The following is a 25,064-nucleotide window of genomic DNA, read 5'->3' as shown; positions in this document are numbered from 1 at the left end:
CGGCGGCCCCCTATTTCTGTGCCGCGAGCCACGCCGCAATCGCGCGCGACTCTTCGTCAGTAAACCCCTTGGCGATCCGGTTCATGACCGTCGCGGGAAGCGTACCGTCGCGAAATCCGGTCATCGCCTTGCTGATATCCTCGGCATTGCGACCGGACAGCCGCGTGATCGACGACGCGGTTGCCCCCGTGGAATGACAGCCGGAGCAGGATGCCGCGCCCGGTGGAGGTAGGGAAGCCGCCAGCCCCGGCCCGCACGATGCGACAATAGCTGCAATCCCGAGGATGGCAGGCAGCGTTTTCATCAGCGAACCTCCCGATCATAGAGCGGCGGCCTGAAGGCCGCCGCTGGCTGTTGTCAGGCGAACGAGATGTTTTGGTCCCTCAGTGGCACAGAACGTATACGCTTGCCGGTCGCCGCGAAGTAGGCATTGAGCACCGCAGGCGCGGCGACACCGATCGTCGGCTCGCCGACGCCGCCCCAGAAGCCGCCGCTCGGCACCATGACGCATTCCACCTTCGGCATCTCGGCGATGCGCATGGAATTGTAGGTGTCGAAGTTGGTCTGCTCGATCTTGCCGTCCTTCACCGTGCAGCCGCCGTAGAACAGCGCGGACAGGCCATAGACGAAGGAGCCCGCGATCTGCCGCTCGACCTGCGCCGGGTTGACGATGTAGCCGGGATCGGTCGAAGCGACGATGCGATGCACCTTGATCTTGCTGCCCTCGGTGACAGAGATTTCCGCGGCACCCGCGACATAGCTGCCATAGCCCATCACCTGCGCAATCCCTCGATAGACGCCTTGCGGCGCGGGCTTGCCCCAACCGATCTTGTCGGCCACCGCATTGAGCACGGCGAGATGTTTCGGATGCTTGCTCATCAGCTTGCGGCGGAATTCCACCGGATCCTGGCCCACCGAATGCGCCAGTTCATCCATGAAGCATTCCATATAGATGGCATTCTGGTTGACGTTGACGCCGCGCCAGAAACCTGGCGGGACGTGCGGATTGCGCATCGAATGCTCGACCAGCAGGTTCGGCACGGCGTAGCCAATCGCCGCATCGCCGGAAGGGCTCAAGCCCTGAAACGCAACCGTATCCATGCCGTTCACCAGCGCCGCCGGACGCACCGTGTAGAGGATCGACTGGCCGGACAATCGCACATGCAGCGCCGTGAGATTGTTGTCGGCATCGAAGGCTCCGGTCAGCTTGCATTGCGTGACCGGATGGAATTTGCCTTGCGCCATATCCTCTTCGCGTGACCACAACAGCTTGACCGGCGTGCCCGGCATCTCCTTGGCGATCAAAACCGCTTGCCTCACATAGTCGGTCATGCCGCGCCGGCCGAAGCCTCCGCCCAGCATCAGCTTGTGCACCTCGCATTTTTCGGCCGGCAATCCCGACGCTTCGAGCGTGGCGGCGAAGGCCGCCTCGCCATTCTGCGTGCCGCACCAAACCTCGCATTTGTCCGCGGTATAGAGCGCGGTGGCGTTCATCGGCTCCATCGCGGCGTGGTTCTGGTAGGGATAGTCGTAGACCGCCTCGACCTTCTTGGCGGCGCTTGCAATCGCAGCCTTGGCGTCGCCGTTCTGGTTGCCGATATAGGCCGGCTGCGAATTGTCGAGGCCTTCGGCCAGCCATTTGGCGATCGACTCGCTGGAGACTTTGGCGTTCTCGCCTTCGTCCCAGACGATCGGCAGCGCATCAAGGGCAGTCTTGGCGTGCCACCAGGTATCGGCGACGACCGCGACCGCGCTATCGCCGACCTTCACCACCTTCTTGACGCCCTTCATGCCGGCGATCTTGGCCTCGTCGTAGCTCTTCAGCTTGCTGCCGAAGACCGGCGCGTCCTTGATCGCCGCGTTGAGCATGCCAGGCAGCTTGACGTCGGCGCCGTAGATCATCGCTCCGGTGGTCTTGTCGACGGTGTCGAGCCGCTTGACGCCCTTGCCGACGATCTTCCAGTCCTTGGGATCCTTCAGCTTGACGTCCGCCGGGGGCTCGAGCTTCGCAGCGGCTTCCACCACCTTGCCGTAGGTCGTGGTCCTGCCCGATGGCGTGTGCGTGATGATGCTGTTGGCGGCGGTGCATTCCGATGCAGGCACTTTCCACTCGTTCGCGGCGGCCTGTATCAGCATCACGCGGGCGGTGGCGCCGCCTTTGCGGACATAGTCCTGGCTGGAGCGAATGCCGCGGCTGCCGCCCGTCGAAAAATCGCCCCAGGCGCGCTTGCGTGCGACACTTTGACCCGGTGTCGGATATTCGGTGACGACCTTCGACCAGTCGCATTCGAGCTCTTCGGCGACGAGCTGGGCGAGGCCGGTAAGGGTGCCCTGGCCCATCTCCGAGCGGGCGACGCGAACGACGGTGGTGTTATCGGGGCGGATCACCACCCAGACATTGACTTCTGGTGAGCCATCGGCGGCGCGGACGACCTTCGGTCCGCCGAAGGGAATATCGAGGCCAATCGCGAGCCCGGCGCCGGCGGCAGCGGTGCCGATCACGAAGGCTCGGCGATTCAGTTTGGGCATGACGTGCTGATTCATGGCATCACCTCAAACGCTCGCGGCGGCGTGGATCGCCTCGCGGACCTGCTGGAAGGTCCCGCATCGGCAGATATTGGTGATGGCCTCGTCGATATCCTCATCGGTCGGCTTCGGCTTCTCCTTTAGAAGCGCCGCGACCGCCATGATCATGCCGCTCTGGCAATAGCCGCATTGCGGGACGTCGTTGGCGATCCATGCCTGCTGCACCTTGTGCAGCGCGCCGTTGCTGGCGAGTCCTTCGATCGTGGTGATCTGTTTGCCGGCTGCTTCGCTGACCGTCATGCCGCAGGAGCGCATCGCGACTCCGTCGATATGGACGGTGCAGGCGCCGCATATTGCTATGCCGCATCCATATTTGGTGCCGGTCAGCCCGACATTCTCCCTGATAGCCCAGAGCAGTGGCGTGTCGTCTTCGACGTCCACATTGATTGTTTTTCCGTTTATTGTGAGGTTTGCCATCGCATGTCCCTTTTTGAGTTCAATTCGCCAATTGAACCGGGCGCGATGTGACCGGAAAAAATAGAACAGTTCAAATCAAGAAAAAGCGTGTTTTACGAACGGGAAGAAAGTCGATCCGCCGGTGTTGCGCCAAGTTTCCGCAACCTGGCCGATTGGTGTCCGTGTTTGGAGGTAGAGGCTAGGCAGACTTATCAAGGCGCTCGCTCAGCAGCTTCGCGATGCGGCTTGTTGTGGCGAGTTCTTCGGGGATAAGTCCCTTCGCAAGGGCATTTGCCCACGGAACCTGCAGCGCGCTGGCGGTTTCGAAGGCATCCCGCCCACGCTTGGTTAGCGCGACGAGGAGTGCTCGGCGGTGGTTCGGATTGGCCCAAGCTCTACGAGGCCATCCTCTGCCATCTCGTTCACAATGCGCTGAACTCCCTGTCGATTGAGGCCCATGCTGCGCGCGAGCCAGGCCACCGGTTGCGGGCTTGGCGCAAGCGCGATCGCGCCCGGCACCTGCCAGGGGCGCATATATCGTCAGTTGGCAAAACGAGATGTGGAGTGTGAGTCACGTTTGCGGGACAGCTTGCAACGATTGTCGCCGCCGCGTTCGCCGGCGCCGCCTTCTTCATCAACTTCGCCGAACAGCCGGCGCGTCTCGGCCTCGATGACCGGAGCCTCTTGAGGCAGTGGAAACCAAGCTACGCGCGCGGCTTTGCGATGCAGGCGAGCTGCGCAGTCATTTCCGGCGTGCTCGGCCTGACCGCTGCCTGGCTGACGTGGGACTGGCGCTGGATTGTCGGCGCGGTGCTCATTCTTGCCAACTGGCCCTATACGCTGATCGGCATCATGCCGACCAACCGCGTGCTGAACGTCATCGACGAAAAGGACGCCGGCCCGCAGTCACGTGCGCTGATCGTCAAGTGGGGAAGGTTGCACGCGGTCAGGACGGGCCTCGGGATCGCGGCAACGCTGGTTTACCTTTGGGCGCTCAATTAGGCGCAGCGAACTGGGGCGTGTCCCGCGCGGCGATCATGTCCGTTCTGCGCCCACCGCCAGACGCAGAAAACTCATCAGGCTTCCGAGCGCGGCAAATCCGGCGCCGAGCATCAGGGCGACCGTCGCACCGTCGTGACCGGCCAGCGCAAAGCAAAGGGCCGCGAGCGCGGCGCCGAGTGTTTGCCCGGTCAGACGGGCGGTTGCGACGATGCCGCTCGCGCTGCCACTGCGGTGCGGCGGTGCGCTCGACATCAGCGCCCGCAAATTGGGCGTTTGAAAGAAGCCGAATCCGATTCCGCAAATCACGGTGCGCCAGACGATGTCGGCTGTGCCGGGGTCCGGTGGCAGCGCCGCCAGCAGCGCCATGCCGATGCCGAGCAATACCAGCCCGAGGCCGCCGAGGATGCCGACGGGATAGCGGTCGGAGAGCCGGCCTCCGATCGGCGCCATGATCGCCACCACCAGTGGCCAGGGCGTCATGAAGAAGCCGGTCTCGACCTGGGACCGGTGCAGCACGTCCTCGAAGTAGAAGGGCAGCGAAACGAAGGCCAGTCCCTGCACTGCGAATGTACAGACCGATGTGGCGGCCGACAGCGCGAACATCGGCCGCCGGAACAGGTCGATCGGCAACATCGGCGCCGGATGGTTCGCATCCCTGCGGGCCATGATCCAGCCGAGCAGCAATGCTGCGCCAAGCGCCACTCCGACAAGGACGGGCGGGGCCTGATGTGCCGCGCCGCCGATGCCGATGATGAAGAGCCCAAGGCAGCTTGCGGTCAGCGCTGCGCTGGCAAAATCGAACGCGTGCTTCGCGCGCGGCGTTTTGGGCAAGGTTTTCAGGCCGATCCAGATTGCGATCACGCCGAAGGGAAGGTTGATCGCGAACAGCCACGGCCATGTTCCGATCGCAAGGACCGCGGAGGCAATCGTCGGACCGAAGGTGAATGCCGTTCCGACCACGAGCGCATTATGGCCGAAGCCGCGGCCCAGCGTGTGGGTCGGATAGACGAAGCGGACCAGCGCCGCGTTTACGCTCATGATGCCGCTGGCGCCGAGCCCCTGCAGCGCCCGCGCCGCCGTCAGGCTGGGTAGCGACCATGCCAGGGCGCAGCCGAGCGAGGCCAGCGTGAACAGCACGAGGCCTCCGATATAGATCCGCTCATGGCCGACGATTTCACCGAGCGCGCCGAGCGGCAGCAGCGTCGCGACCAACGCGATCTGGTAGATATTGACGACCCAGACCACGTCGGCCGGGCTGACATGCAGGTCGGCCGCGATGGCGGGCAGCGCGATGTTGGCGATCGCCGTATCCAGCGAGGCCAGCGCCAGCGCGGTAAAGATCGCCGCGAGCGCCCAGCGCCGGAGTTCCGGCGGCAAGCCGTCGATGGGCGTGGCTGATGGTTTTGGGGCTACGTCTGCGGACATTCTGTCGGGCTCTCCACGCCGGCGCGGACGCGCCCTAGGGTGGCGTGTACTACGGACGCCGCGCTGACCACAGGCTCTCAGTTTGCATGATGCGTATGCGAGGCGGGCCGGCGGAATTCTGGCGCCTGCAGGCTATGTCCCTGGGCTCAGCCCCAGCCTCGTATAAATCCGCCGCGCATAGGCGCCGAACTCATCCGTGGTCTTGATCGGCAGTGCCCGCGGGAACGGCAGCTCGATCGGAAAATACTCCGCCATTCGCGCCGGACCGGCCGTGAGCACGGCGCAATGCGAGGCGAGGAATACCGCTTCCTGAATCGAGTGTGTCACGAACAGGATGGTCTTGCCGCTTTCGCGCCAGATCCGCAGCATTTCGAGGTTCATCTGCTCGCGGGTCAGCGCGTCTAGCGCGCCGAACGGTTCGTCCATCAGGATCAGCTTGGGATCGTGGATGAAGGCGCGCGCAATCGCCGTGCGCTGCTGCATGCCGCCGGACAATTGCTGCGGATATTTGTCCTCATAGCCGGCGAGGCCGACCAGGTTGAGCAGATCGCGGGCGCGATTCCGTGCGGCTTTCATCGGCAGGCCGACGATTTCAGCCGGCAGCAGCACGTTGTCCAAAATGGTTCGCCATTTCAAAAGCAGGGCCTGCTGGAACACCATGCCGATGTCGCGCGCTGGATCGAACGATGTTTTCGCATTGCCGATCTTGATGGTGCCGCCATCGGCCTCGTGCAGCCCGGCCAGAATCTTCAGCACGGTGGTCTTGCCGCAGCCGGACGGGCCGACCAGCGAAACCAGCTCGCCTTCTTTCACGTCCATGGTGACGTCGGAGACGGCGAGGAATTCCGCACCCCTCGACCGGTAGACCTTGCGGACATTGCGCAGGCTGATGAAGGGCTCTTCCGCCGTCATGCCAGCCATTTGTGCAGGTTCTCCCTCACGAATGCGTCGTCGGAGAGATCGGCATGCTCGCGGCAGACGCGGTCGATCTCCTGCATCTGGCCCGGGCTCAGCCCTTCGGTGGGATCGAGACACCAGAGGCCCTGCATCAATCCCTGCCGCCGCAGGATTTCGTGGCAACCGGCGATGCAACCGTGGAAATTGTTGGCGATGTCGAAGAACGCGCTGTTGCAGTCGGTGACACGAGCGTCGAGCGCCAGCAGGTCGGCCGGCACCGTGTCCTTGCCGCGCGCCGCCTTGCACATCTCGAACTGCCTGATCGCGCTCGCGGTCCACACGGACCAGTGCCCGAGCAGGCCGCCCTTGAAGTATGCTCGCGTGGTGACGCCGCTGTCGCGGAGGTCGAACGGCAACGTGAGGTCCAGCAGGATGTGGTCGTCGTTGCCGGTATAGAGCGCGACGCGGTCGAGCGCGTTCGCTGCCGCCACTCCGCGCAGAACGTCCAGCGTCCGATAGCGATTGAACGGCGCCACCTTGATGGCGATGACGTTATCGATGGCCGCAAAGCGCTTCCAGAAATCGGCGCTGAGGATCACGCCGCCGACGGCCGGTTGCAAATAGAAGCCGACCAGTGGGATCTCGCGTGCCACTGCCTCGCAATGCGCAATGATGTCATCCTCGGATGCCGATTTCATCGCAGCCAGGCTGAGCAGGCCGGCGTGATAGCCGATGCCGCGTGCGGTTTGCGCCTCTGCAACAGCCTGCTGCGTCGGACCGGCCAAACCAGCGACCATCGCGACTGGCCGTTTGGTCCATGATGCGGCGGTCTCGGCCGCCAGCTCCAGCACGGGACGGTACATGCCGACGTCGCGGATCGCGAATTGCGTGGTGTGCACGCCCACTGCCAATCCTCCGGCGCCGGCATCGAGGTAGTAGCGCGTCAGTGCCCGCTGATGGCGCACATCGAGTGCGCGGTTGGCGTCGAGTGCGAGCGGATGCGCCGGCAGCACGGTGCCGTCAGCGATCAGCTTTCGGACCTCGGCTTTGATTTCGCTATGATGCATGGCGGCTGTTCCTATCCGAATTCCGGGCCGGCGACGGCGAACGGCGGTTGCGCGGGCGAGGCGGTCGCGGAGCCAAAACGCATGCGCTGAAACGGCCGCTCGATATTCCAGCCTGAGCGAACGAGACCGTTCAGAAACGCGTCTTGAGAATGAACGGCGTCGATCAGCCAAGGTCCGGTTTCGGAGCCGGTGATGGCTTCGACCAACCCCAGCGCCTGATCGGCGTGGTCGGCTAAGACTGGACCGATGTGCCGCGCGGTGCGCCCATCGCGGACGAGGGCCATGGCTCGGACATCCGACACGATGCGCGAACCCGGGCGCGCAGCAAATTCCGACAGCAATGTGCTGCGGTCGAATCCCATGGCACCGCCATCGCGCGCGGCCAGGGCCTCGAGGTTGTCGGCCGCTAGTGGCCTCGTCGCGATGGTGCCTTGCGGCTTCTCCAACCGCAACCGCCGCAATTGCAGCGTCGGCGCAAAGCCGAGCGGAGCGTAGACGGCCGCGCCAGCCGGTGTGGCATCAAGCCAGCTTGTGAGCCCGCGCCGCGCGGCAACTTCCAGGCAGGCATCGACGAGCCTGGTCGCAAGGCCGCGGCGGCGAAAGTTGGCAGTCACCAGCACCATGCTGATCCAGGCATTGCCCGCCGAGTAGGGCAGCAGCGCCGCTGTCGCCACCAATCGGTTGCCATCGCGCGCGCCGAATACGACCCCTTGGCTCAGGAAAAAGCGCCAGTCGGCCTCGTTCTGGTTCCAGCCGGCTTCGGTCGACAGCACGAGCCCGGCCTTCGCATCGCTGACATCGAGTTCGACGATGTCGATGGGCTCAATAGCGGCCATCGCGCACCTCGTATTTAGTGGGCTTGCCGAGGCTCGGCATCGATCGCGACACCCAATCGGCGGTCCAATTGATGAGCTGCTCGGTATCGACGATCGGCAGGCCGAATAGTTTCACCGCCTGCGATGTGTCGGTGAGCCAGGCCGTCGGCTCTTCCTTGCCGGCGATGATTGGCGCGCGGCCGAAGCGCTGGCCGAATTTCGCGGCCAGATCGCGCACGGCGAGTATTTCATGACCACTGACATTGATCGGCGAGGTCGGCGTCTCGCAATGCGCCAGACAGCGCAGCGCCTGCGAGGAAGCGTCGCCTTGCCAGATGAAATTGACATGGCCGAGGCTGACGTCGATCGGCTGACCCTGCAGCACCTTGCTCGCTATATCGTGCAGCACGCCGTAACGCATGTCGATCGCGTAGTTCAGCCGGAACAGCCGTCCGGGCGTTCCATGCTTGCGTGAGAAATACTCGAACATGCGCTCGCGCCCGACGCAGGATTGCGCATATTCGCCCGGCGGATCGGGCGCCATATCCTCGGCCGAGCCCTTGCCGGAGACCGGCACGAACGGATAAATGCAGCCGGTCGAGAACGCGACGATACGCGAGGTCGCAAAGGTTTGCGCGACCAGGGCTGGGACGTGCGAATTCATTGCCCAGGTCAGCGAGAGGTCACCCTCGGCGCCGAATTTGCGCCCGGCCATGAACACGATGTTCGCAATCTTCGGCAAAGCTTTGATGGCGGCCTCGTCGAGCAGATCGCAATTGATGGTCTCGATTCCGCGCACCTGCAGCCAGTCCTTGACGACGGGTTCGCTGAACCGGGCCACGCCGATCACGCGGCGCTCCGGCACGGCCGCTTTTGCAAGGCCGGCCAGCGTCGGTCCCATTTTGCCGGCAACACCCAGGATCATGATGTCGCCGTCGACCTTGCGCAGATCGTCGATCAACGCCTGGCTCGGGCGGCACAGTAATTCATCGAGCGCTGCAATATCGGCAATTGTTGTGGGCAGGGTATCGCGGGTCAACAGCATGTTTCTTCCCTGATCTTGTCATTGCAGCCGGATGTCCCGAACGACGAATAGCCGTTCGAGGCCGAGAACGAGGCCATACAGCGCCACACCGAGCAATGTCAGGAGTACCACCGCCATCACCATCGCCGGCGTATCGAGTGAGGACTGCACCTGGATCATGAGGTAGCCGAGCCCGCGCTCGGAAGCGATGAACTCGCCGACGATTGCGCCGGCCACCGCCAGGATGGCGCCAACCTTCATTCCGGAAAACACGTATGGCAGCGCGCCCGGCAACTGGATTTTCCGGAACAGCGTCCAGCGCGAACCGCGCAGCGACTTCACGAGATCCAGCAGATCCGGTTCCACCTCACTCAATCCACGCGCAGTGGTGAGCAGGATCGGAAAGAAGCAAATGGAAAACGCGATCAGGATGTTCGGAAATATGCCGTAGGAAAACCAGACGATGAACAGCGGTCCCAGCGCCACTTTCGGAATCATATTCAGCGTCACGAACAGCGGCAGCAGCAAAAGGCTGACCAGCGGCGACCAGGTGAACAGCACGGCCAGCATAATGCCGACCAGCGCGCCGAGGCAGAACCCGCCGAGAATTTCGATCGCCGTCACAGAGAGATTGGAGAGCCAGGCGTAGCTGGGCGAGCCCAGCGTCGCGACGGTCGCGAGCGGGGAGGGAAGGATGAATTTCGGTACCTGGAAGGCGTCGACCAGAACCTGCCAGAGCACGATCACGGCCAGATGCACGACCAGGATGATCGCGAAAGACCGTATCGATCGTCCGTCATCGCTGAACACCGTGCGCTCCTTTGGATGCGCGGCCGGTTCCCCGCCGCGCGGCGGCAATCTAGCGCGGCCTCTCCCGGTAATCAACCATCTGGTTGATTAAGGGCGCAGCGAATGCATCACCAGGTCGACCACGTGTTTGCGGCGCGCCTGCCGTGCGGCCCGGCTCGACAGGTCCTTGCCGAAGATCGCCGACAGGGTCGGCGTGTTCGAAAAGTAAAAATAGCTGAGCCCGGCAATCGAGATATAGAGGTGTACGGGGTTGATACCTTTACGGAATATGCCGGCCTTCACGCCCTCGCCGAGAATGGTCGAGACGAGGCTGACCAGCGGCGAATGCATCGCTTCCAGTTTTCGCGAGCCGCGCACATGGCGCGCGCCGCCGCGGTTCTCGTCGTTCAGCAGCACGATGAAATCAGGATGTGCGGCGAGGTGATCGAAGGAACTTTCGATCAGCTTCTTGATCGCCTGCTCGGGCGGCAATCCCTCGAGATTGAGCTTGCGTTCCTGGGCGCGGATTTCCTCGTAAACCCACTCGAGCACAGCAAGGTAAAGTGCGTCCTTGTCGCCGAAATAGTGATAGACGAGCTGCTTGTTGACGCCCGCGCGGGCGGCGATCTCGTCGACCCGGGCTCCGGCGAGGCCGCTGCTGGCGAATTCGCGCCGCGCCGCCGTCAGCAGTTTTTTGCGGGTCGCGGCCGGATCGCGCCGTTGCGGCCTGGTATCGTCAGAACGTTTTCTCGGCATTTCCAACCAAATAGTTGACAAGTCGTGTGGTCCCTTGTTGCATTGGTAGCGTCACCGAGGAGCGACGACAAGATCGGGTTGCAGAACGAGGAGGGTGCAATGAAGGCTTTGCGAATTGCGGGATTGGCGGCTGCACTTGCCGCGCCGGCCATTCCCTGCGCTGCGGCCGAGCAGGTCAATCTGATCCTGAACTGGACCCCGACCGCCGATCACTCACCGTTCTACTACGCCAAATCGCAGGGCTGGTACGAGAAGGCCGGCATCGAGCTGACGATTGAGGTCGGCAAAGGCTCCGGCGTCTCCTCGCTGAGGGTCGGCTCCGGCGGCTCGCCGTTCGGCATCGCGGATCTCGCGACCGCGCTGGTGGCCAAGAGCAAGGGCGCCGACGTGGTGGCGCTGATGAGCATCTACGCCAACACCGGACAGACCTTCTATTGGCTGAAGAGCTATGGCGTGAACGGGCCGAAGGACTTTCCGAACCACAAGATCGGCAATCCGCCGGGCGACGCGTCACGGGTGATGTGGCCGGCCTTCGCCAAGGCGGCGGGCATCGCGCCGGACTCGGTGAGCTTCGTCAATGTCGGTCCGACCGCCAAGATCGCGGCGCTGAAGAGCCATACCGTCGATATCATCAGCGATTTCTACAATGAGCACGATCTGAAGGTGATCGAGTTCGGCGCCGATCTCGGCTACGTCAACTGGAAGGATATCGGGCTGAACCCTTACGGCAATTCACTGATCGTCAACGGCGCCTATCTGCAAAAGAATCCAAAACTGGTCGAGGACTTCGTCAAGATCAGCCAGAAGGCCTATGCTGCCTGCGTCACCGACGTCGCGCCCTGCCTCAAGGCGCTGCTCGACCAGGCTTCGGGTCTCGACAAGGAAAACCAGCAGCGGCAGTGGGAGCGCATCAAGTTCCTGATGACAGACGAATTCACGACGACCAAGGCGCTGGGCTGGATTGATGCCGAGCGGATGAAGAAGGACTACGAGCTGGTGCAGACCTATCTCGGCATGGAAAAGCCGTTCGACGTGAATACTGCGTTCTCTGTCAAAATGCTGGATACGAGCATCAAGATGGATGCCAGCAAGGTGAAGAAGTAAGTCATTTAGGAGGCAGACATCACTGCAGCGCCATGCCTGATGTCGCGATCACCTTCGTCAGCTTCTCGTGGTCTGCCTTCATCAGCGCGGCGAGGTCGGCGAGCGGCATCGGCTTGCCCGGAATATTGGCGACCGAGAGCTGGCGCCGCACTTCCGGGTTCTGCAGCGCCTTGTTGATGGCCTCGTTGATCTTCGCGACGATGGCATCGGACGTTCCCGCCTGGACGTAGATGCCATACCAGGGCACGTAGGTGGCTTCCGGAAATCCGGCTTCCGCAATCGTCGGCACATCTGGCAGATCGGCGACACGTTTGTCGGTCATGACAGCAAGCGGTTTCACGCTGCCGGCCCTGATGTGCGGCAGTGCCAGCTCGAGCGAGACGATCTCGAAATGCATCAGGTTGGTCATCAGGTCGATCAGCGCCTGCGGCTGCCCCTTGTAGCCGACATTGGTCAGCTTGATATTGGCGGCCTGAAACAGCTTTTGCGCGCTCAGATCGATGGAGGAGCCGGTACCGGGATTGCCGAAATTGAGTTCGCCCGGCTTCTTGCGCGCGATCTCGACGAATTCCTTGATGGTGCTGGCCGGCATCGAGGGATGGACCAGCGCCACACTCTGATTCCAGACCGCAAGGCCGACGCATTTGAGATCCTTCAGCGCGTCCCAGCCGGCGTCCTTGTAGAGCGTCGGGTTGACCAAAGCCGCGGGGCCGGTGACCAGCCAGGTGTAACCGTCGGGTTCGCTGCGCGCCACCGACGCGGTGCCGATGTTGCTGTTGCCGCCGGGCCTTGCTTCGATGACCACCGTCTGTTTCCAGTCGCGGCCGACTTGCTCGGTCACCGCGCGCGCGACGATGTCGACAATGCCGCCGGCGGGGTAGGGAACGATGATGCGGATCGGTCGGTTCGGATAGCTGATTTGCGCCTGCGCGGCCGTGGCAAGCGGCACGGCTACGCCCAACGCAATACCCAGGGCAAGATTCATGGCAAAACCCAGCACGGTTTTGATCCGGCTCATTCTTCCCTCCCCATATGTTGCGCACCGGTGAAACGGTGCGCCTTTGCCCCTCTAACGGGGGTATTCAGTCGTTGGCTACCAGCGAGCGGATGCTGCGCGCCAAGCCGAGCATGCGCGGCCCGCATTCACGCTCGATCTGTTCGGCATTGAAGCGAAACGAGGGAATGCCGCAATTGACCGAGAGGCAATCGCCCGACGGCGTGCGGTACAGCGGCGCGGCGACACCAAAAATCTCGCGCCGCCATTCGCCGAGCGAAATCGCAAAGCCGCGCTCCTTGCAAAGCGCGACGTCCGGCAGCGTCCGCCGCTCGACATAATCGGCCTCTTCCGGGCGCTCGGCCTTCACCTTCGCCACGTACGCGTCGAGTTCTTCCGCGGTGAAGAGCGCGAGCAGAGCGCGGCCGACGGCGGTGGGCGCCAGCGAGCTGGCAAAACCGACATCTGGCAGATGCGCCACGGCGTCGGTGGTGCGCAGCGTTTCGACATAGATGAAGTCGAGCCCGAACGGCATCGCGATCGAAACCGTGCCGCCGGTGTAGGCCGCGAAATCGCGCATCAGCGGGCGTGCCAATTGCCGCACCTTCAGCGCCGACAGCACCGGATAGGCCGCGGCCAGAATGCCGAGCCCGAGCTGGAAGCGTCCCTTGGCGTCGCGCTTGAGATAGCCAAGCTGCGCCAGCGTGTAGGTCAACCGCGACACCGTCGGCCGCGACAGGCCTGTATGGAGCGCAAGCTCCGCGTTCGACAGCGAGCCCGCCCGGTTGCGGAACGCCGCCAGCACGTCGAGCCCGTGCGCCAGCGTGGTCGCGAAGGAGGGATCGGCCTGGTCCTCCGCAGTCCGGGGTATCGAGGGATCGATATTGGAAATCGTCGCCATGACCGAAGTGGGCCATGGTTCCCCAAATCTGTCAATATATCGAAATGAAATTTGCATATTGTGTCGATATACGCTTAGGTTCCCGAAAAATCGGGAGGCGGCATGGATTTCGACCTTTCCAAACGATCGGAAGAGTGGCGGGAGAGACTTCAGGCGTTTTTCGACCGCGAAGTGTTGCCGCGCCATCGCGCCTGGCTCGATCACACGGCTGAAGGCGAGGACGCGCCCTTCATGCAGGACCTACAGCGCAAGGCGCGTGCGGCGGGGCTATGGAATCTCGGGCTTCCTGAACTCGGAGAAGACGAACCCGGCACGCGTCTTTCCAACCTCGAATATGCGCCATTGGCCGAGATCATGGGCCGGCTGTTCTGGGCGCCTGAGGTCTTCAATTGCCAGGCGCCCGACGTGCCCAACATGATCGCGCTGCAGAATTGCGCGACGCCCGAGCAGAAGGCGCGCTGGCTGCAGCCGCTGCTGGAAGCCAGGACACGCTCGGCGTTCGGCATGACCGAGCCGGACGTGGCTTCATCCGATGCGACCAACATCGCCACCCGCATGGTCCGGGACGGCAATGACTACGTCATCAACGGGCGGAAATGGTTCATCACCGGCGCGGCGCATCCGAAATGCAGCTTCCTGATCGTGATGGGCGTGACCGATTCCGACGCCGACCGGACGCGGCGCCATTCCTGCATTATCGTGCCGATGGATACGCCAGGCGTTCGGCTGGTGCGCCGGCTGCGCTGGATGGGGTGCGAAGATCACGTCGCGCCGATCGGCGAGCTTTCGTTCGAAAACGTGCGCGTGCCCCGCGCGAACCTGCTCGGCGCGGAAGGCGACGGCTTCAAGGTCGCGCAGATTCGTTTGGGGCCGGCGCGTATCCATCACTGCATGCGCTCGATCGGGCTATGCGAACTGCTGATCGAATTGATGATGGTGCGGTCATCCGAGCGGTCCGCGTTCGGACGTACCGTGATGCAGTACGACACCGTGCAGCGCTGGATCGCGGAATCCCGCGTCGAGCTCGAGCAGGCCCGCCTGCTGACCTATCGTTGCGCATGGCGCCTCGATCAGGCCGGCCATCACGGCGCCTGGCGCGATGTGTCCTTGATCAAGGTGGCAGTGCCCGCGATGCTGCAGAAGATCGCCGACCGCGCCATGCAGGTGTTCGGCGCCATGGGCGGCTCCGACGATACGCCGATCCATCAGGCGCTGGCCTGGGGGCGCCTGTTGCGGATTGGTGACGGGCCCGATGAAGTCCATCTGCGGCAGATCTTTCGCATGGAGCCGATGCCGTCCTGGTCGATTGCCAACTCGCCGTATCTGTCCGCCCATCCGTCCTGAGCGGCGACAGCGACGGTGATGTGTGATTTCCTGAAAGGGCGCCTTCGCATGACCATCACGGATCAATCCCAGGCCGCGCAAAACGCTGCGATCGACAAGGCGCGGCTGCGCCAGAAATATCTTGAGGAGCGCAACAAGCGGCTGCGTCCCGACGGCAACGATCAGTATCTGCGCGTCGCGGGACGGCTAGCGCATTATCTCGACGATCCCTATACGCCGGTCACCGCGCGCGAACCGGAAACCGATCACGTCACCGTCGCCTTTATCGGCGGTGGGTTTGCCGGGCTGGTCACCGCGGCGCGGCTGTCGGAAGTTGGCGTGAAGGACGTCCGCGTCATCGAGAAGGGCGGCGACTTCGGCGGTACCTGGTACTGGAACCGCTATCCCGGCGCGCAATGCGATACTGCGTCGATGGTCTACATGCCGTTGCTCGAGGAAACGGGCCACATGCCGTCGGAGAAGTATGCGCATGCGCCGGAAATCCTGGCGCACTGCCAGCGCATCGGCAAACAATATGGGCTTTACGACAACGCGCTATTCCACACCGAGGTCGTGAGCCTCGATTGGGACGAGGCGGCGTCACGCTGGCGCATTCGCACCAGCCGCGGCGATGACTTCACCACCCAATTCGTCGGCATGGGCACGGGGCCGCTGCACGTGCCGAAACTGCCCGGCATTTCCGGCATCGAGTCTTTCAAGGGGCACTCGTTCCACACCAGCCGCTGGGATTATGGCTACACCGGCGGCGATCCATCCGGCGCACTGATGGAAAAACTTGCCGATAAACGCGTCGGCATCATCGGCACCGGCGCCACTTCCGTGCAGTGCGTGCCGCATCTCGCACGCGCCTGCAAAGAGCTCTATGTTTTTCAGCGCACGCCATCCTCGGTCGACGTCCGCGCCAACGCGCCGATCGATCCGAAATGGTTTTCGGGGATCGCGACACCCGGCTGGCAGCAGCGCTGGCTGGAGAACTTTACCGCCAACCAGGCCGGCGGCTCCGCGGAAGAAGATCTGGTGCAGGACGGCTGGACCGATTTGTCGCGGCGCATTCGCGCCAGAATCATGGACCTGCCGCGCGAGCAGCGGACGCCACCAAACATGCTCGCGGCGTTCGAGGATTCCGATTTCGAGAAGATGGAGGAAATCCGCGCCCGGGTCGACAGCATCGTGCAGGATCGCGAAACGGCCGCCAAGCTCGAGGCCTGGTATCGCCAGCTCTGCAAGCGGCCGTGCTTCCATGATTCCTATCTGCAAGCCTTCAACACCCCACGCACCCGTCTGGTCGATACCGACGGCAAGGGCGTCGAGCGCATCACCGAGAATAGCGTCGTTGTCGCAGGGACGGAGTACCAGCTCGACTGCATCATCTACGCCTCGGGATTCGAAGTCGGCACCGAGTACAAGCGGCGCGCCGGCTTCGACCTGACAGGACGAGGCGGCGTCAAGTTATCGGATTATTGGGCGTCGGGCATGCGCACCAAGCACGGCATCCACGTCCACGGTTTTCCGAACGCGTTCTTCGTGCAGCCGACGCAGGGCGCCAATCTCATCTCCAATGTACCGCATAACCTGTCCGAGGCCGCAAAGACGATTGCGCTGATGGTTCGGCATGCGCAGGCGAACGGCTTCAGGGAGATCGAAGTCACCAAGGAAGCCGAGGATCGCTGGGTCGAACTGTTGCTGACCGGCGCCGGCCGGATGATCGGCTCGCCCGACTGCACGCCGGGCTACTACAACAATGAAGGACGCGAGCCCGGCCCCGCGGCCAATCTCAATGTCGGCCATCCGGCGGGCCCGATGGCTTATTTCAAGTACATCGACGCTTGGCGCAACGCCGGCCAGTTCGAGGGGCTGGAGTTTCGCTGAGGCTGTTCGAATTCGACCTTCTGTTTCTTCTGCGTAAGGGAGCACACAACAATGAGCCAACCAGCCACGATCGAAGCGCTTAAGGAATCTCCAAAGGAGGCTTCCGCCTCCGTCATCGCGCAGCACGTGGCGACGCTGAAGGCGTTGCCGTTTTCCGACACGCGCGATTTCGACGACGCCGCGCGCGGCTTCCTCGGCACGATCGAGAACGCGAAGATCACTTCGCCGCAGGGCAGGGTGGTCTGGAGCCTGGAGCCGTATGGCTTCCTGTCCGCGGAAGAAGCGCCGCCGACGGTCGATCCCAGCCTGTGGCGGCAGTCGCGGCTCAACATGCATCACGGCCTGTTCGAGGTGGTGCCCGGTGTCTATCAGGTGCGCGGGCTGGATATCGCCAACATGACGCTGATCGAGGGCGACCGCGGCGTGATCGTGGTGGATACGCTGACCTCGATCGAAGGCGCGCGGGCGGCGATGGAGCTCTACTTCCAGCACCGGGGCAAGCGCCCCGTTGCGGCAGTGATCTTCACCCATACCCATACCGATCATTGGGGCGGCGCGCGCGGCGTACTCGACGATGCGGCGCTTACCGGCGGCACCGTGCCGATCATTGCGCCCAATCTGTTCATGGAGCATGCGGTTTCGGAAAACATCATCGCCGGCCCGGCGATGCTCCGGCGGGCGCAATATCAGTTCGGACCGTTTCTTGCCAAGGGCGTCCACGGGCAGGTCGATTGCGGGCTGGGCAAGACCATGGCGGCGGGAGCGGTCGCGCTCGTGCGCCCGACCGACCTGATCATGGCGACCGGCGACAGGCGGATCATCGACGGGGTCGAATTCGAATTCCAGATGGCGCCGAACAGCGAAGCGCCGGCGGAGATGCATTTCTTCATCCCGCGTTACAAGCTGCTCAACCTCGCGGAAAACTGCACGCATAATTTTCACAATCTGCTGCCGTTCCGCGGCGCTGACGTGCGCGACGCACTGGCCTGGTCAAAATATCTCGGCGAGGCCCTGCAGATGTGGGGCGGCAAGGCGGATGCGATGTGCGGCCAGCACCATTGGCCGGTGTGGGGCCGGGAGCGGATCGACACCATGATCCGCCAGCAGCGCGATCTCTATAAATTCGCGCATGACCAGACCATCCGCCTGATGAACCACGGGCTGACCGCAGCCGAGATTGCCGAAGCCATCCGCCTGCCGGCGAGCCTCGAGGGCGCATGGCATGGCCGTGGTTATTACGGCCACATCAGGCACAATGTGAAGGCGATCTACCAGAAGTACCTCGGCTGGTACGACGCCAATCCCGTCAACCTCGATCCACTTCCGCCGGTCGAATCGGGCAAAAAGTATGTCGAGTATATGGGCGGCGCGGACGCGGTCCTGGCGCGCGCGAGAGCGGATTTTGCCAAGGGCGAATTCCGCTTCGTCGCGCAAGCCGTGAGCCACCTGGTGTTTGCCGATCCCGACAACCAGGCGGCACGTGCGTTGCTTGCCGATACGTTCGAACAACTCGGCTATGCCTCGGAAAGTTCGACCTGGCGCAATGCCTATCTGTTCGGCGCGCAGGAATTGCGGCAGGGGATGCCCAAGACGCCGCCGCGCGCCGCGATGCCGCGTGAAACGCTGGCTGCGCTGCGCACCGAACAGCTCTGGGACGTGCTCGGCGTGCGCCTCAACGGTCCGAAGGCCGAAGGCAAGCGCATCGTGCTGAACTGGAATTTCACCGATACCAGGGAGAGCTTCGTTCTCAACCTGGAAAACTGCGCGCTGACCTATGTCGCCGGCACGCAAGCCGCCGATGCCGACGCCAGCTTCGTGTTGCCGCGTGGCGTGCTCGACGAGGTGATTGCCAAGTTGACGACGTTTCCCGAAGCGGTCGGAAGCGGCAAGATCGAGGTCAGCGGCAATGCGGCGCGGCTCGGCGAGCTGATGATGCTGATGGACGAATTCCCGCGGATGTTCGAGATCGTCGAGCCGAAACGGGCGGCGGTCTCCTGACGTGGTTGCGAACTTGTAGATTGTAGGGTGGGCAAAGGCGCTTCAGCGCCGTGCCCACCATCCGTCCGGAGTGTTGCTCGATGGTGGGCACGCTTCGCTTTGCCCACGCTACGGTCGTCTTGCGACGACAAGGGGGGCGTTATCGCATCGCTACTCTGCGCTGCTCACGAGCTTGATCCGCGGCTCTTCCTCCATCAGGCCGCGATACGCAGCAAGATAGTCGAGCGCCATTCGGCGCGCCGTGAAACGCGCTTCGAACTGCTTGCGGATGGCGGTCCGATCCAAGCCGGCAAGACGGTCGACCACGGCCACTGCGCTGGTCTCGTCCTCTACGACAAAGCCGGTGAGGCCAGCGTCGATGATCTCAGGCACTGAGCCGCGGTTATAGGCAATAACCGGCGTGCCGCAGGCCATGGCTTCGATCATGACGAGGCCGAACGGCTCCGGCCAGTCGATCGGGACCAGGAGGCCGATCGCGCCGCTGAGAAAGTCGGATTTTTCGCGATCGCTGATCTCGCCGATATATTCCACCAGCGGATTGGCCTTGATGAGCGGTGAGATCACTTCGTCGTAATATTCCTGATCGGCACGATCGACCTTGGCTGCGATCTTGAGCGGAATACCGCATCTTGTCGCGATGCGGATGGCGCGATCGACGCCCTTTTCCGGCGCGATCCGTCCCAGCACGGCGAGATAGGATGGCCGCACCTGTTGCGGTGTCAGCAAATCCTCCGGCAGCCCGTGGTGAATGGTGCGCACCCAGTTGGCCAGCGGCACAGGACGCCGCTGCGCGTTGGAAATCGATATCACCGGGACCTTGGAGAAGGTGGTGAATACCGGCTGATGCTCCGGCAGATCCAGCCTGCCGTGCAGCGTCGTCAGGAACGGCGTCGGCTGACGGTAGAACAGTGAGAACGGATAGTAATCGAGATGGAAGTGGAGAAAATCGAACTCTTCGTCGTCGCATTTCCGCCGCACGCGCTCCAGCATCACCATGTGCAGCGCGTTAGGGTCGCGGACCGAGCCGTCGAGGCGTAACGCCTTCGGCCACGTCGCATCGAGTTTCGCCGAGGTGTGGGAATCGCCGCTGGCGAACAAGGTGACTTCATGCCCCAACGCTACCAGTTCTTCGGTCAGCCAGTGCACCACCCGCTCGGTGCCGCCGTACAGTTTGGGGGGAACAGCCTCCGTCAGCGGGGCGACCTGCGCGATGCGCATCTTTCGTCTCCTGTTTCGAATGTTAGTTGGATAAAGCCCTCAGCCCGCAGATCGGCACCGGCGTGCCGAAGTTGGGAACGTTCTTGCATCTGCGAAGTTCCAATCATCGGCGCATCTTGGTTCTTCCACACGGCTGTCTTGCTGATGCCATCTGACACCAACAGATAGAAGGCGACTTGATGCTGCAGAATTGTTGCGCGGTGATGGCCGCGCTCCCGCAAACCCGAAGCGGCACCGTTCACGACCTCGTGCGCGACACACGTTAGGGATTTCCGTTCACTCTCAACAGGTTTGCAGACGACATGGACAATCTTTCAGGATATGTGCGGCGGCCGTTTCCGTTTGTCTTGCGCTATCTGCGCCGGCGCCGCGCGGCCCATGTGGTCATCGTGTCTGCCGTCGTTGCAGCAGTTGCCTGCTCGGTGGGCACGCAATATGGCGTGAAGAATCTGGTCGACAGCCTGACGGCCGGTTCGTCGCACGCAAACAGCGTATGGCTGGCATTCGCTTTTCTCATGTCGCTCATCGCGGCGGATAATCTGCTGTGGCGGGTCGCGAGCTGGACGGCCAGCTTCACTTTCGTCGGCGTTACCGGCGATCTTCGCCGCGACATGTTCCGCCATCTGACCGGTCACGCCCCCAGCTACTTCTCCGATCGGCTGCCAGGCATGCTGACCAGCCGTATCACCGCGACATCCAACGCGGTCTTCACTGTCGAAAACATGTTCGTATGGAACGTGTTGCCGCCGTGTATCGCGACCGTTTCGGCGATACTCCTTATAGGAACAGTCAGCCTGGCGATGTCCGCGGGCTTGATCATCATCGCAGGTATCATGCTGATGGCGATGTTTCAGCTCGCCGCTGCGGGCAAGCCGCTGCATGATGATTTCGCCGACAAGGCGGCTGCGGTGGACGGCGAGATGGTCGATGTCATCAGCAATCTGCCGCTGGTCCGCGCGTTCTGCGGCCTCAGCTACGAACACGACCGTTTCGACGCTACCGTTGAGCGGGAACTCGACGCCCGCGGACGCAGCCTCCGCTATCTCGAAAAGCTGCGGATCCTTCACGCCGTCGTGACAATCGTCCTGACCATCGCGCTGCTGGCGTGGGCCATCGCGCTCTGGCAGCGGGGCGCGGCGACAACCGGCGACGTCGTGCTGGTATGCACACTCGGGCTCTCGATCCTGAGCGCGACGCGCGATCTTGCGGTGGCGCTGGTCGACGTCACCCAGCACGTCGCCCGCCTGACGGAGGCGATTGCAACCTTGCTGTTGCCGCACGAATTAAAGGATCACCCAGAGGCCGAGCCGCTGATCCGCAGCGGCGCTGCCGTCGCCTTCAACAATGTCTCGTTCCACTATCCCGGCGGCGTTCAGGTGTTCGAGAAGTTCTCCTTGCGCATACAGCCGGGACAACGGGTCGGGCTGGTCGGCCATTCCGGCGGCGGCAAATCCAGTCTGTTTGTGCTGCTGCAGCGGTTCTACGACGTCCAGCACGGCAACATCGCCATCGACGGCCAGGACATCTCGCGGGTAACGCAGCAGAGCCTGCGCGAGGCGATCTCGGTGGTGCCGCAGGACATCTCGCTGTTCCACCGTTCGATCATGGAAAATATCCGCTACGGACGTCCGAACGCGACCGACGACGAGGTGCTGCGCGCGGCGATTGCAGCGCGGTGCGATTTCATCGAAAATCTCCCCGATGGCATGGCGACAATGGTTGGCGATCGCGGTATCAAGGTTTCCGGCGGGCAGCGGCAGCGGATCGCCATCGCACGCGCCTTCCTGAAGGACGCGCCGATCCTGTTGCTGGACGAGGCAACGGCTGCGCTCGACAGCGAATCCGAAGAGGCGATCCGCGAGGCGTTGTCGCGGCTGATGCGCGGACGCACCGTGATAGCCATCGCCCATCGTCTCGCCACCTTGCGCAATTTTGACCGTGTGGTGGTATTGCAGGGCGGGCGGATCATCGAAGACGGCCCGCCGGATATTCTCCTGCAGGGAAGGGGCCCTTACCGCGAATTGGTTGCGCGTGAAATGGGCCGTCTCGCCACTCACGCGGCCTGATCTGCTGCAGTAGCGTTTGCGTCCCGATGCGTCCATCACAACGCAAGGAAATCGCTTGAGGGGTCAAAATGACAGCGGAAGTCACTCAATTGATCACCATTGAGGCTGCCGAACACGTCGCGGAATCGCCTTTCTACATCCCGATGACGGGCCCGGCGACGCGGCCGCGCTGCTCCCTCAAGCACGACGATACGTTTATCGTGCTGGACAGCCATGGCGATATCGGCGCCTCTGCCGGCGGGCCCGATGGCCTGTTCAATGCCGATACACGTTATCTTGCCCGATTGGAGATGGTGCTCGACGAAGTCCAGCCGCTGTTGCTTGGCTCCAATCTGCGCGACGACAATTCGGCGCTGACTGTCGATCTCACCAATTCGGACGTGTACCGCAACGGCAGGCTGGCGTTGCAGAAGGACACGCTGCACATCGTGCGCTCGATTTTCCTGTGGCGCGGCACGGCCTATCAGCGCATCGCCCTTCAGAATCACGGCGACCGGCCGGCGAGCTTCGACCTGACGCTGCTGTTCGACAATGATTTCGCCGATTTGTTCGAGGTGCGCGGCGAGCGCCGGTCGCGCCGGGGCGTGGGCTCCAGCCGGTTGCTCGGCCCCACCGATGTCGTGCTGGAGTACAGCGGGCTCGACGGTCAGACCCGCATTACAGCATTGCATTTTGAGCCGCGGCCGACGCGGCTCTCCGTTAATTCGGCAACCCACCATTTTGAGCTGGAGCCCAGGCAAGTAATCGCATTGTTTGTCGCGGTGTCCTGCAACAAGCCGGCCATGCAGAAGCCGATACCGTTCTTTCGCGGCCTCTTGGCGCATCGCCGCGAGATGCGGCGTTCGACCGTCGGCGCAGCCAGCATCGAGACGTCGAACGACATCTTCAACGAGGTTCTGTGCCAGGCGATGGGCGACCTCAACATGCTGATGACCGAAACGCCGCAGGGGCGATATCCCTATGCGGGCATTCCCTGGTATTCGACTACGTTCGGCCGCGATGGACTGATCACGGCACTGCAGATGCTGTGGATCGATCCGCGTATTGCCCAAGGCGTGCTGAGGCGGCTGGCCTTCTTCCAGGCCAAGACCACCGATCCACTTGCTGACGCCGAGCCGGGCAAGATCCTGCACGAAATGCGCGGTGGCGAAATGGCGGCGCTGCGCGAAGTGCCGTTCGCGCAGTATTACGGCAGCGTCGACTCGACATCGCTGTTCGTGCTGCTGGCCGGCCTCTACGTCGAGCGCACCGGCGATGAGGAAACGCTGGCCGAACTGTGGTCCGCGATCGAGGCGGCGTTACGGTGGATCGACGGTCCCGGCGACCCCGATCATGACGGCTTCGTCGAATACCAGCGCGCCACCGAGCAGGGACTTGCCAACCAGGGCTGGAAGGATTCCTACGACGCGATCTTCCACGCCGATGGGGAGCTCGCCGAAGGCTATATCGCGCTGGCGGAAGTTCAGGGCTATGTCTTCGCCGCCAAGCGGCTGGCGGCCCGTTGCGCCCGGCGGTTGGGAAAGATTGACCAGGCGGCGAAGCTCGAATCCGAGGCCTTGCTGCTGGCCGAACGCTTCGAGGAAGCGTTCTGGTGCGAGGAGCTCGGCACCTACGCGCTGGCGCTCGATGGTGCCAAGCGGCCGTGCAAGGTCCGAACGTCCAATGCCGGCCAGCTTCTCTTCACCGGCATCGTCCGGACCGATCGTGCCCGCCGCGTTGCGGCCGATCTGATGAGCCAGAAGTTCTTTTCAGGATGGGGTATCCGCACCGTGGCCTACGGCGAGGTGCGCTACAACCCGATGTCCTATCACGACGGGTCGATCTGGCCGCACGACAACGCGCTGATCGCGCTCGGCTTTGCGCGCTACGGCCTGAAGCACTCGGTGGCGCATCTGTTCAAGGGCCTGTTCGACGCCGCAAGCTACATGGACTTGCGGCGGCTGCCGGAATTGTTCTGCGGATTCCGGCGGGAAAAGCGGCGTGGACCGGTGCTCTATCCGGTCGCCTGTGCGCCGCAGGCCTGGGCCAGCGCGACGCCCTTTACGCTGCTGGAAGCGGCGCTTGGCCTCGAATTCGATGCCGCGCGCGGCGAGATACGCCTTCGCGACCCGCGCCTGCCGGAATTCCTCAACGAGGTGGTATTGCGCGATCTGCGGCTCGGGCCTTCCAGCGTCGACCTGAGGGTCCGCCGCCACGGCGAGGAAGTGTCGCTCGAGGTATTGCGCACGCGTGGACAGATTCAGGTGTCGATCGTATTGACGCACTAGCGGTCGTGCATCCGCTATCCATGCGTCTTCGGAGTTCAGGAGGCCATATGCGCGCCGGTATTGTCATCATATCGCTGATCGCCGGGCTGGCGATGAGCCTTCCGGTGTCGGCAGCGGAAGATAATGGAACGCAGGGAAGCCGAGCCGCACCGGCCGATGCTGCGAAAGATGCCACGAAAAAGGAACCGGCGCCTCCGCCGTCGGTCACTGTGATCGGCGCCCGCGACGCGCTCGGCATTCTGGGCCGCGAGGTCCGCAGTCCGGCCAATGAGAATATGGGACGGATCGTCGACGTGATCGTGAACCGCGAGGGCACTGTACGCGCCGCCGTCATCGATTTCGGCGGCTTTCTCGGTGTCGGCAGCCGAAAGATCGTCGTCGACTGGAGTGCGCTGCATTTTGGCCGTGTTGCCAACAAGAGCGACAGTATCACGCTCGAGCTGACCAAGGAACAGGTAACGGCGGCGCCGGAATACAAGCAGGACGCGCCAGTGATCGTGCTCGGCGCGGCCGGCCGCTTGCAGCCTTGGGATTTCGACAAATAAG

General features: G+C 63.1%; 22 protein-coding genes. 8 read left to right on the top strand and 14 right to left on the bottom strand.

Going from position 1 to position 25,064, the window contains the following annotated elements; genetic code table 11:
- Window positions 1-10: 10 nt before the first annotated feature.
- The 4 genes from LMTR13_RS29450 to LMTR13_RS43005 form a co-directional block, all read right to left on the bottom strand.
- Window positions 11-304: a c-type cytochrome gene (locus LMTR13_RS29450; protein ID WP_065730827.1), complete on the bottom strand. Its 294-nt coding sequence runs from the start codon at window positions 302-304 to the stop codon at window positions 11-13.
- 53 nt (window positions 305-357) lie between these two features.
- Entirely contained in the window at window positions 358-2,544 is a 2,187-nt protein-coding gene (locus tag LMTR13_RS29445) for a xanthine dehydrogenase family protein molybdopterin-binding subunit (protein WP_065730826.1), read from the bottom strand.
- Between the two features lie 9 nt (window positions 2,545-2,553).
- A complete protein-coding gene (locus tag LMTR13_RS29440; protein WP_065730825.1) occupies window positions 2,554-3,003 on the bottom strand; it encodes a (2Fe-2S)-binding protein in 450 nt (149 codons plus the stop codon).
- Between the two features lie 327 nt (window positions 3,004-3,330).
- Entirely contained in the window at window positions 3,331-3,441 is a 111-nt protein-coding gene (locus LMTR13_RS43005) for a MarR family transcriptional regulator (RefSeq protein ID WP_236843510.1), read from the bottom strand.
- Window positions 3,442-3,666: 225 nt separating this feature from the next.
- Here LMTR13_RS43005 and LMTR13_RS29430 point away from each other — a divergent pair, with 225 nt between their 5' ends.
- A complete protein-coding gene (locus LMTR13_RS29430; RefSeq protein ID WP_335622050.1) occupies window positions 3,667-3,984 on the top strand; it encodes an anthrone oxygenase family protein in 318 nt (105 codons plus the stop codon).
- Window positions 3,985-4,017: 33 nt separating this feature from the next.
- Here LMTR13_RS29430 and LMTR13_RS29425 read toward each other — a convergent pair whose 3' ends face one another.
- The 7 genes from LMTR13_RS29425 to LMTR13_RS29395 all read right to left on the bottom strand — a co-directional run bounded on the left by LMTR13_RS29425 (window position 4,018) and on the right by LMTR13_RS29395 (window position 10,757).
- Window positions 4,018-5,409 (bottom strand): MFS transporter, encoded by a 1,392-nt coding sequence (locus LMTR13_RS29425; RefSeq protein WP_065730822.1) that lies wholly within the window; start codon window positions 5,407-5,409, stop codon window positions 4,018-4,020.
- A gap of 132 nt (window positions 5,410-5,541) precedes the next feature.
- A complete protein-coding gene (locus tag LMTR13_RS29420) occupies window positions 5,542-6,330 on the bottom strand; it encodes an ABC transporter ATP-binding protein (protein WP_065730821.1) in 789 nt (262 codons plus the stop codon).
- Entirely contained in the window at window positions 6,318-7,373 is a 1,056-nt protein-coding gene (locus LMTR13_RS29415) for a dihydrodipicolinate synthase family protein (RefSeq protein ID WP_065730820.1), read from the bottom strand. The genes LMTR13_RS29420 and LMTR13_RS29415 overlap by 13 nt, the downstream gene beginning before the upstream one ends.
- An 11-nt stretch (window positions 7,374-7,384) precedes the next feature.
- Entirely contained in the window at window positions 7,385-8,209 is an 825-nt protein-coding gene (locus LMTR13_RS29410) for a GNAT family N-acetyltransferase (protein ID WP_065730819.1), read from the bottom strand.
- Window positions 8,196-9,233: an NAD-dependent epimerase/dehydratase family protein gene (locus LMTR13_RS29405; RefSeq protein WP_065730818.1), complete on the bottom strand. Its 1,038-nt coding sequence runs from the start codon at window positions 9,231-9,233 to the stop codon at window positions 8,196-8,198. The genes LMTR13_RS29410 and LMTR13_RS29405 overlap by 14 nt, the downstream gene beginning before the upstream one ends.
- Before the next feature lie 18 nt (window positions 9,234-9,251).
- Window positions 9,252-10,022 carry an ABC transporter permease gene (locus LMTR13_RS29400; RefSeq protein ID WP_065733068.1) on the bottom strand — a complete coding sequence of 257 codons (771 nt, stop codon included), beginning with the start codon at window positions 10,020-10,022 and terminating at the stop codon, window positions 9,252-9,254.
- Between the two features lie 87 nt (window positions 10,023-10,109).
- Complete coding sequence (locus LMTR13_RS29395) at window positions 10,110-10,757, bottom strand: TetR/AcrR family transcriptional regulator (protein WP_065730817.1); 648 nt, start codon at window positions 10,755-10,757, stop codon at window positions 10,110-10,112.
- A 99-nt stretch (window positions 10,758-10,856) separates the two neighbouring features.
- On the opposite strand from LMTR13_RS29395, the gene LMTR13_RS29390 reads away from it, so the two are divergent.
- Entirely contained in the window at window positions 10,857-11,861 is a 1,005-nt protein-coding gene (locus LMTR13_RS29390; RefSeq protein ID WP_065730816.1) for an ABC transporter substrate-binding protein, read from the top strand.
- 19 nt (window positions 11,862-11,880) lie between these two features.
- Here LMTR13_RS29390 and LMTR13_RS29385 read toward each other — a convergent pair whose 3' ends face one another.
- Window positions 11,881-12,879 (bottom strand): Bug family tripartite tricarboxylate transporter substrate binding protein, encoded by a 999-nt coding sequence (locus LMTR13_RS29385; protein WP_083219272.1) that lies wholly within the window; start codon window positions 12,877-12,879, stop codon window positions 11,881-11,883.
- 64 nt (window positions 12,880-12,943) lie between these two features.
- Window positions 12,944-13,756: an IclR family transcriptional regulator gene (locus LMTR13_RS29380; RefSeq protein ID WP_065730815.1), complete on the bottom strand. Its 813-nt coding sequence runs from the start codon at window positions 13,754-13,756 to the stop codon at window positions 12,944-12,946.
- Window positions 13,757-13,858: 102 nt separating this feature from the next.
- On the opposite strand from LMTR13_RS29380, the gene LMTR13_RS29375 reads away from it, so the two are divergent.
- The 3 genes from LMTR13_RS29375 to LMTR13_RS29365 are packed head-to-tail and all read left to right on the top strand — an operon-like array spanning window position 13,859 to window position 18,967.
- The gene (locus LMTR13_RS29375; RefSeq protein WP_065730814.1) at window positions 13,859-15,100 is read left to right on the top strand and encodes an acyl-CoA dehydrogenase family protein; all 1,242 of its coding nucleotides are present in this window, start codon (window positions 13,859-13,861) and stop codon (window positions 15,098-15,100) included.
- A gap of 48 nt (window positions 15,101-15,148) precedes the next feature.
- Window positions 15,149-16,969 carry a flavin-containing monooxygenase gene (locus tag LMTR13_RS29370; protein ID WP_083219270.1) on the top strand — a complete coding sequence of 607 codons (1,821 nt, stop codon included), beginning with the start codon at window positions 15,149-15,151 and terminating at the stop codon, window positions 16,967-16,969.
- A gap of 51 nt (window positions 16,970-17,020) precedes the next feature.
- Window positions 17,021-18,967: an alkyl/aryl-sulfatase gene (locus LMTR13_RS29365; protein ID WP_065730813.1), complete on the top strand. Its 1,947-nt coding sequence runs from the start codon at window positions 17,021-17,023 to the stop codon at window positions 18,965-18,967.
- 150 nt (window positions 18,968-19,117) lie between these two features.
- Here the strand turns inward: LMTR13_RS29365 and LMTR13_RS29360 are convergent, their stop codons facing one another.
- Window positions 19,118-20,185: a glycosyltransferase family 4 protein gene (locus LMTR13_RS29360; RefSeq protein ID WP_065730812.1), complete on the bottom strand. Its 1,068-nt coding sequence runs from the start codon at window positions 20,183-20,185 to the stop codon at window positions 19,118-19,120.
- Window positions 20,186-20,487: 302 nt separating this feature from the next.
- Between LMTR13_RS29360 and LMTR13_RS29355 the strand changes: the two genes are divergently transcribed.
- The 3 genes from LMTR13_RS29355 (at window position 20,488) to LMTR13_RS29345 (ending at window position 25,063) form a co-directional block, all read left to right on the top strand.
- Window positions 20,488-22,251 (top strand): ABC transporter ATP-binding protein, encoded by a 1,764-nt coding sequence (locus tag LMTR13_RS29355; protein WP_065730811.1) that lies wholly within the window; start codon window positions 20,488-20,490, stop codon window positions 22,249-22,251.
- Window positions 22,252-22,319: 68 nt separating this feature from the next.
- Window positions 22,320-24,518 carry an amylo-alpha-1,6-glucosidase gene (locus LMTR13_RS29350; RefSeq protein ID WP_065730810.1) on the top strand — a complete coding sequence of 733 codons (2,199 nt, stop codon included), beginning with the start codon at window positions 22,320-22,322 and terminating at the stop codon, window positions 24,516-24,518.
- Window positions 24,519-24,565: 47 nt separating this feature from the next.
- Window positions 24,566-25,063: a PRC-barrel domain-containing protein gene (locus tag LMTR13_RS29345; RefSeq protein ID WP_065730809.1), complete on the top strand. Its 498-nt coding sequence runs from the start codon at window positions 24,566-24,568 to the stop codon at window positions 25,061-25,063.
- Window position 25,064: the final 1 nt, after the last annotated feature.

This window comes from Bradyrhizobium icense, assembly GCF_001693385.1.
In the GTDB taxonomy this organism is placed as follows: Bacteria; Pseudomonadota; Alphaproteobacteria; order Rhizobiales; family Xanthobacteraceae; genus Bradyrhizobium; species Bradyrhizobium icense.
The sequence above is the reverse complement of the archived record's forward strand: the minus strand, read 5'-3'. Positions and strand labels throughout refer to the sequence as shown.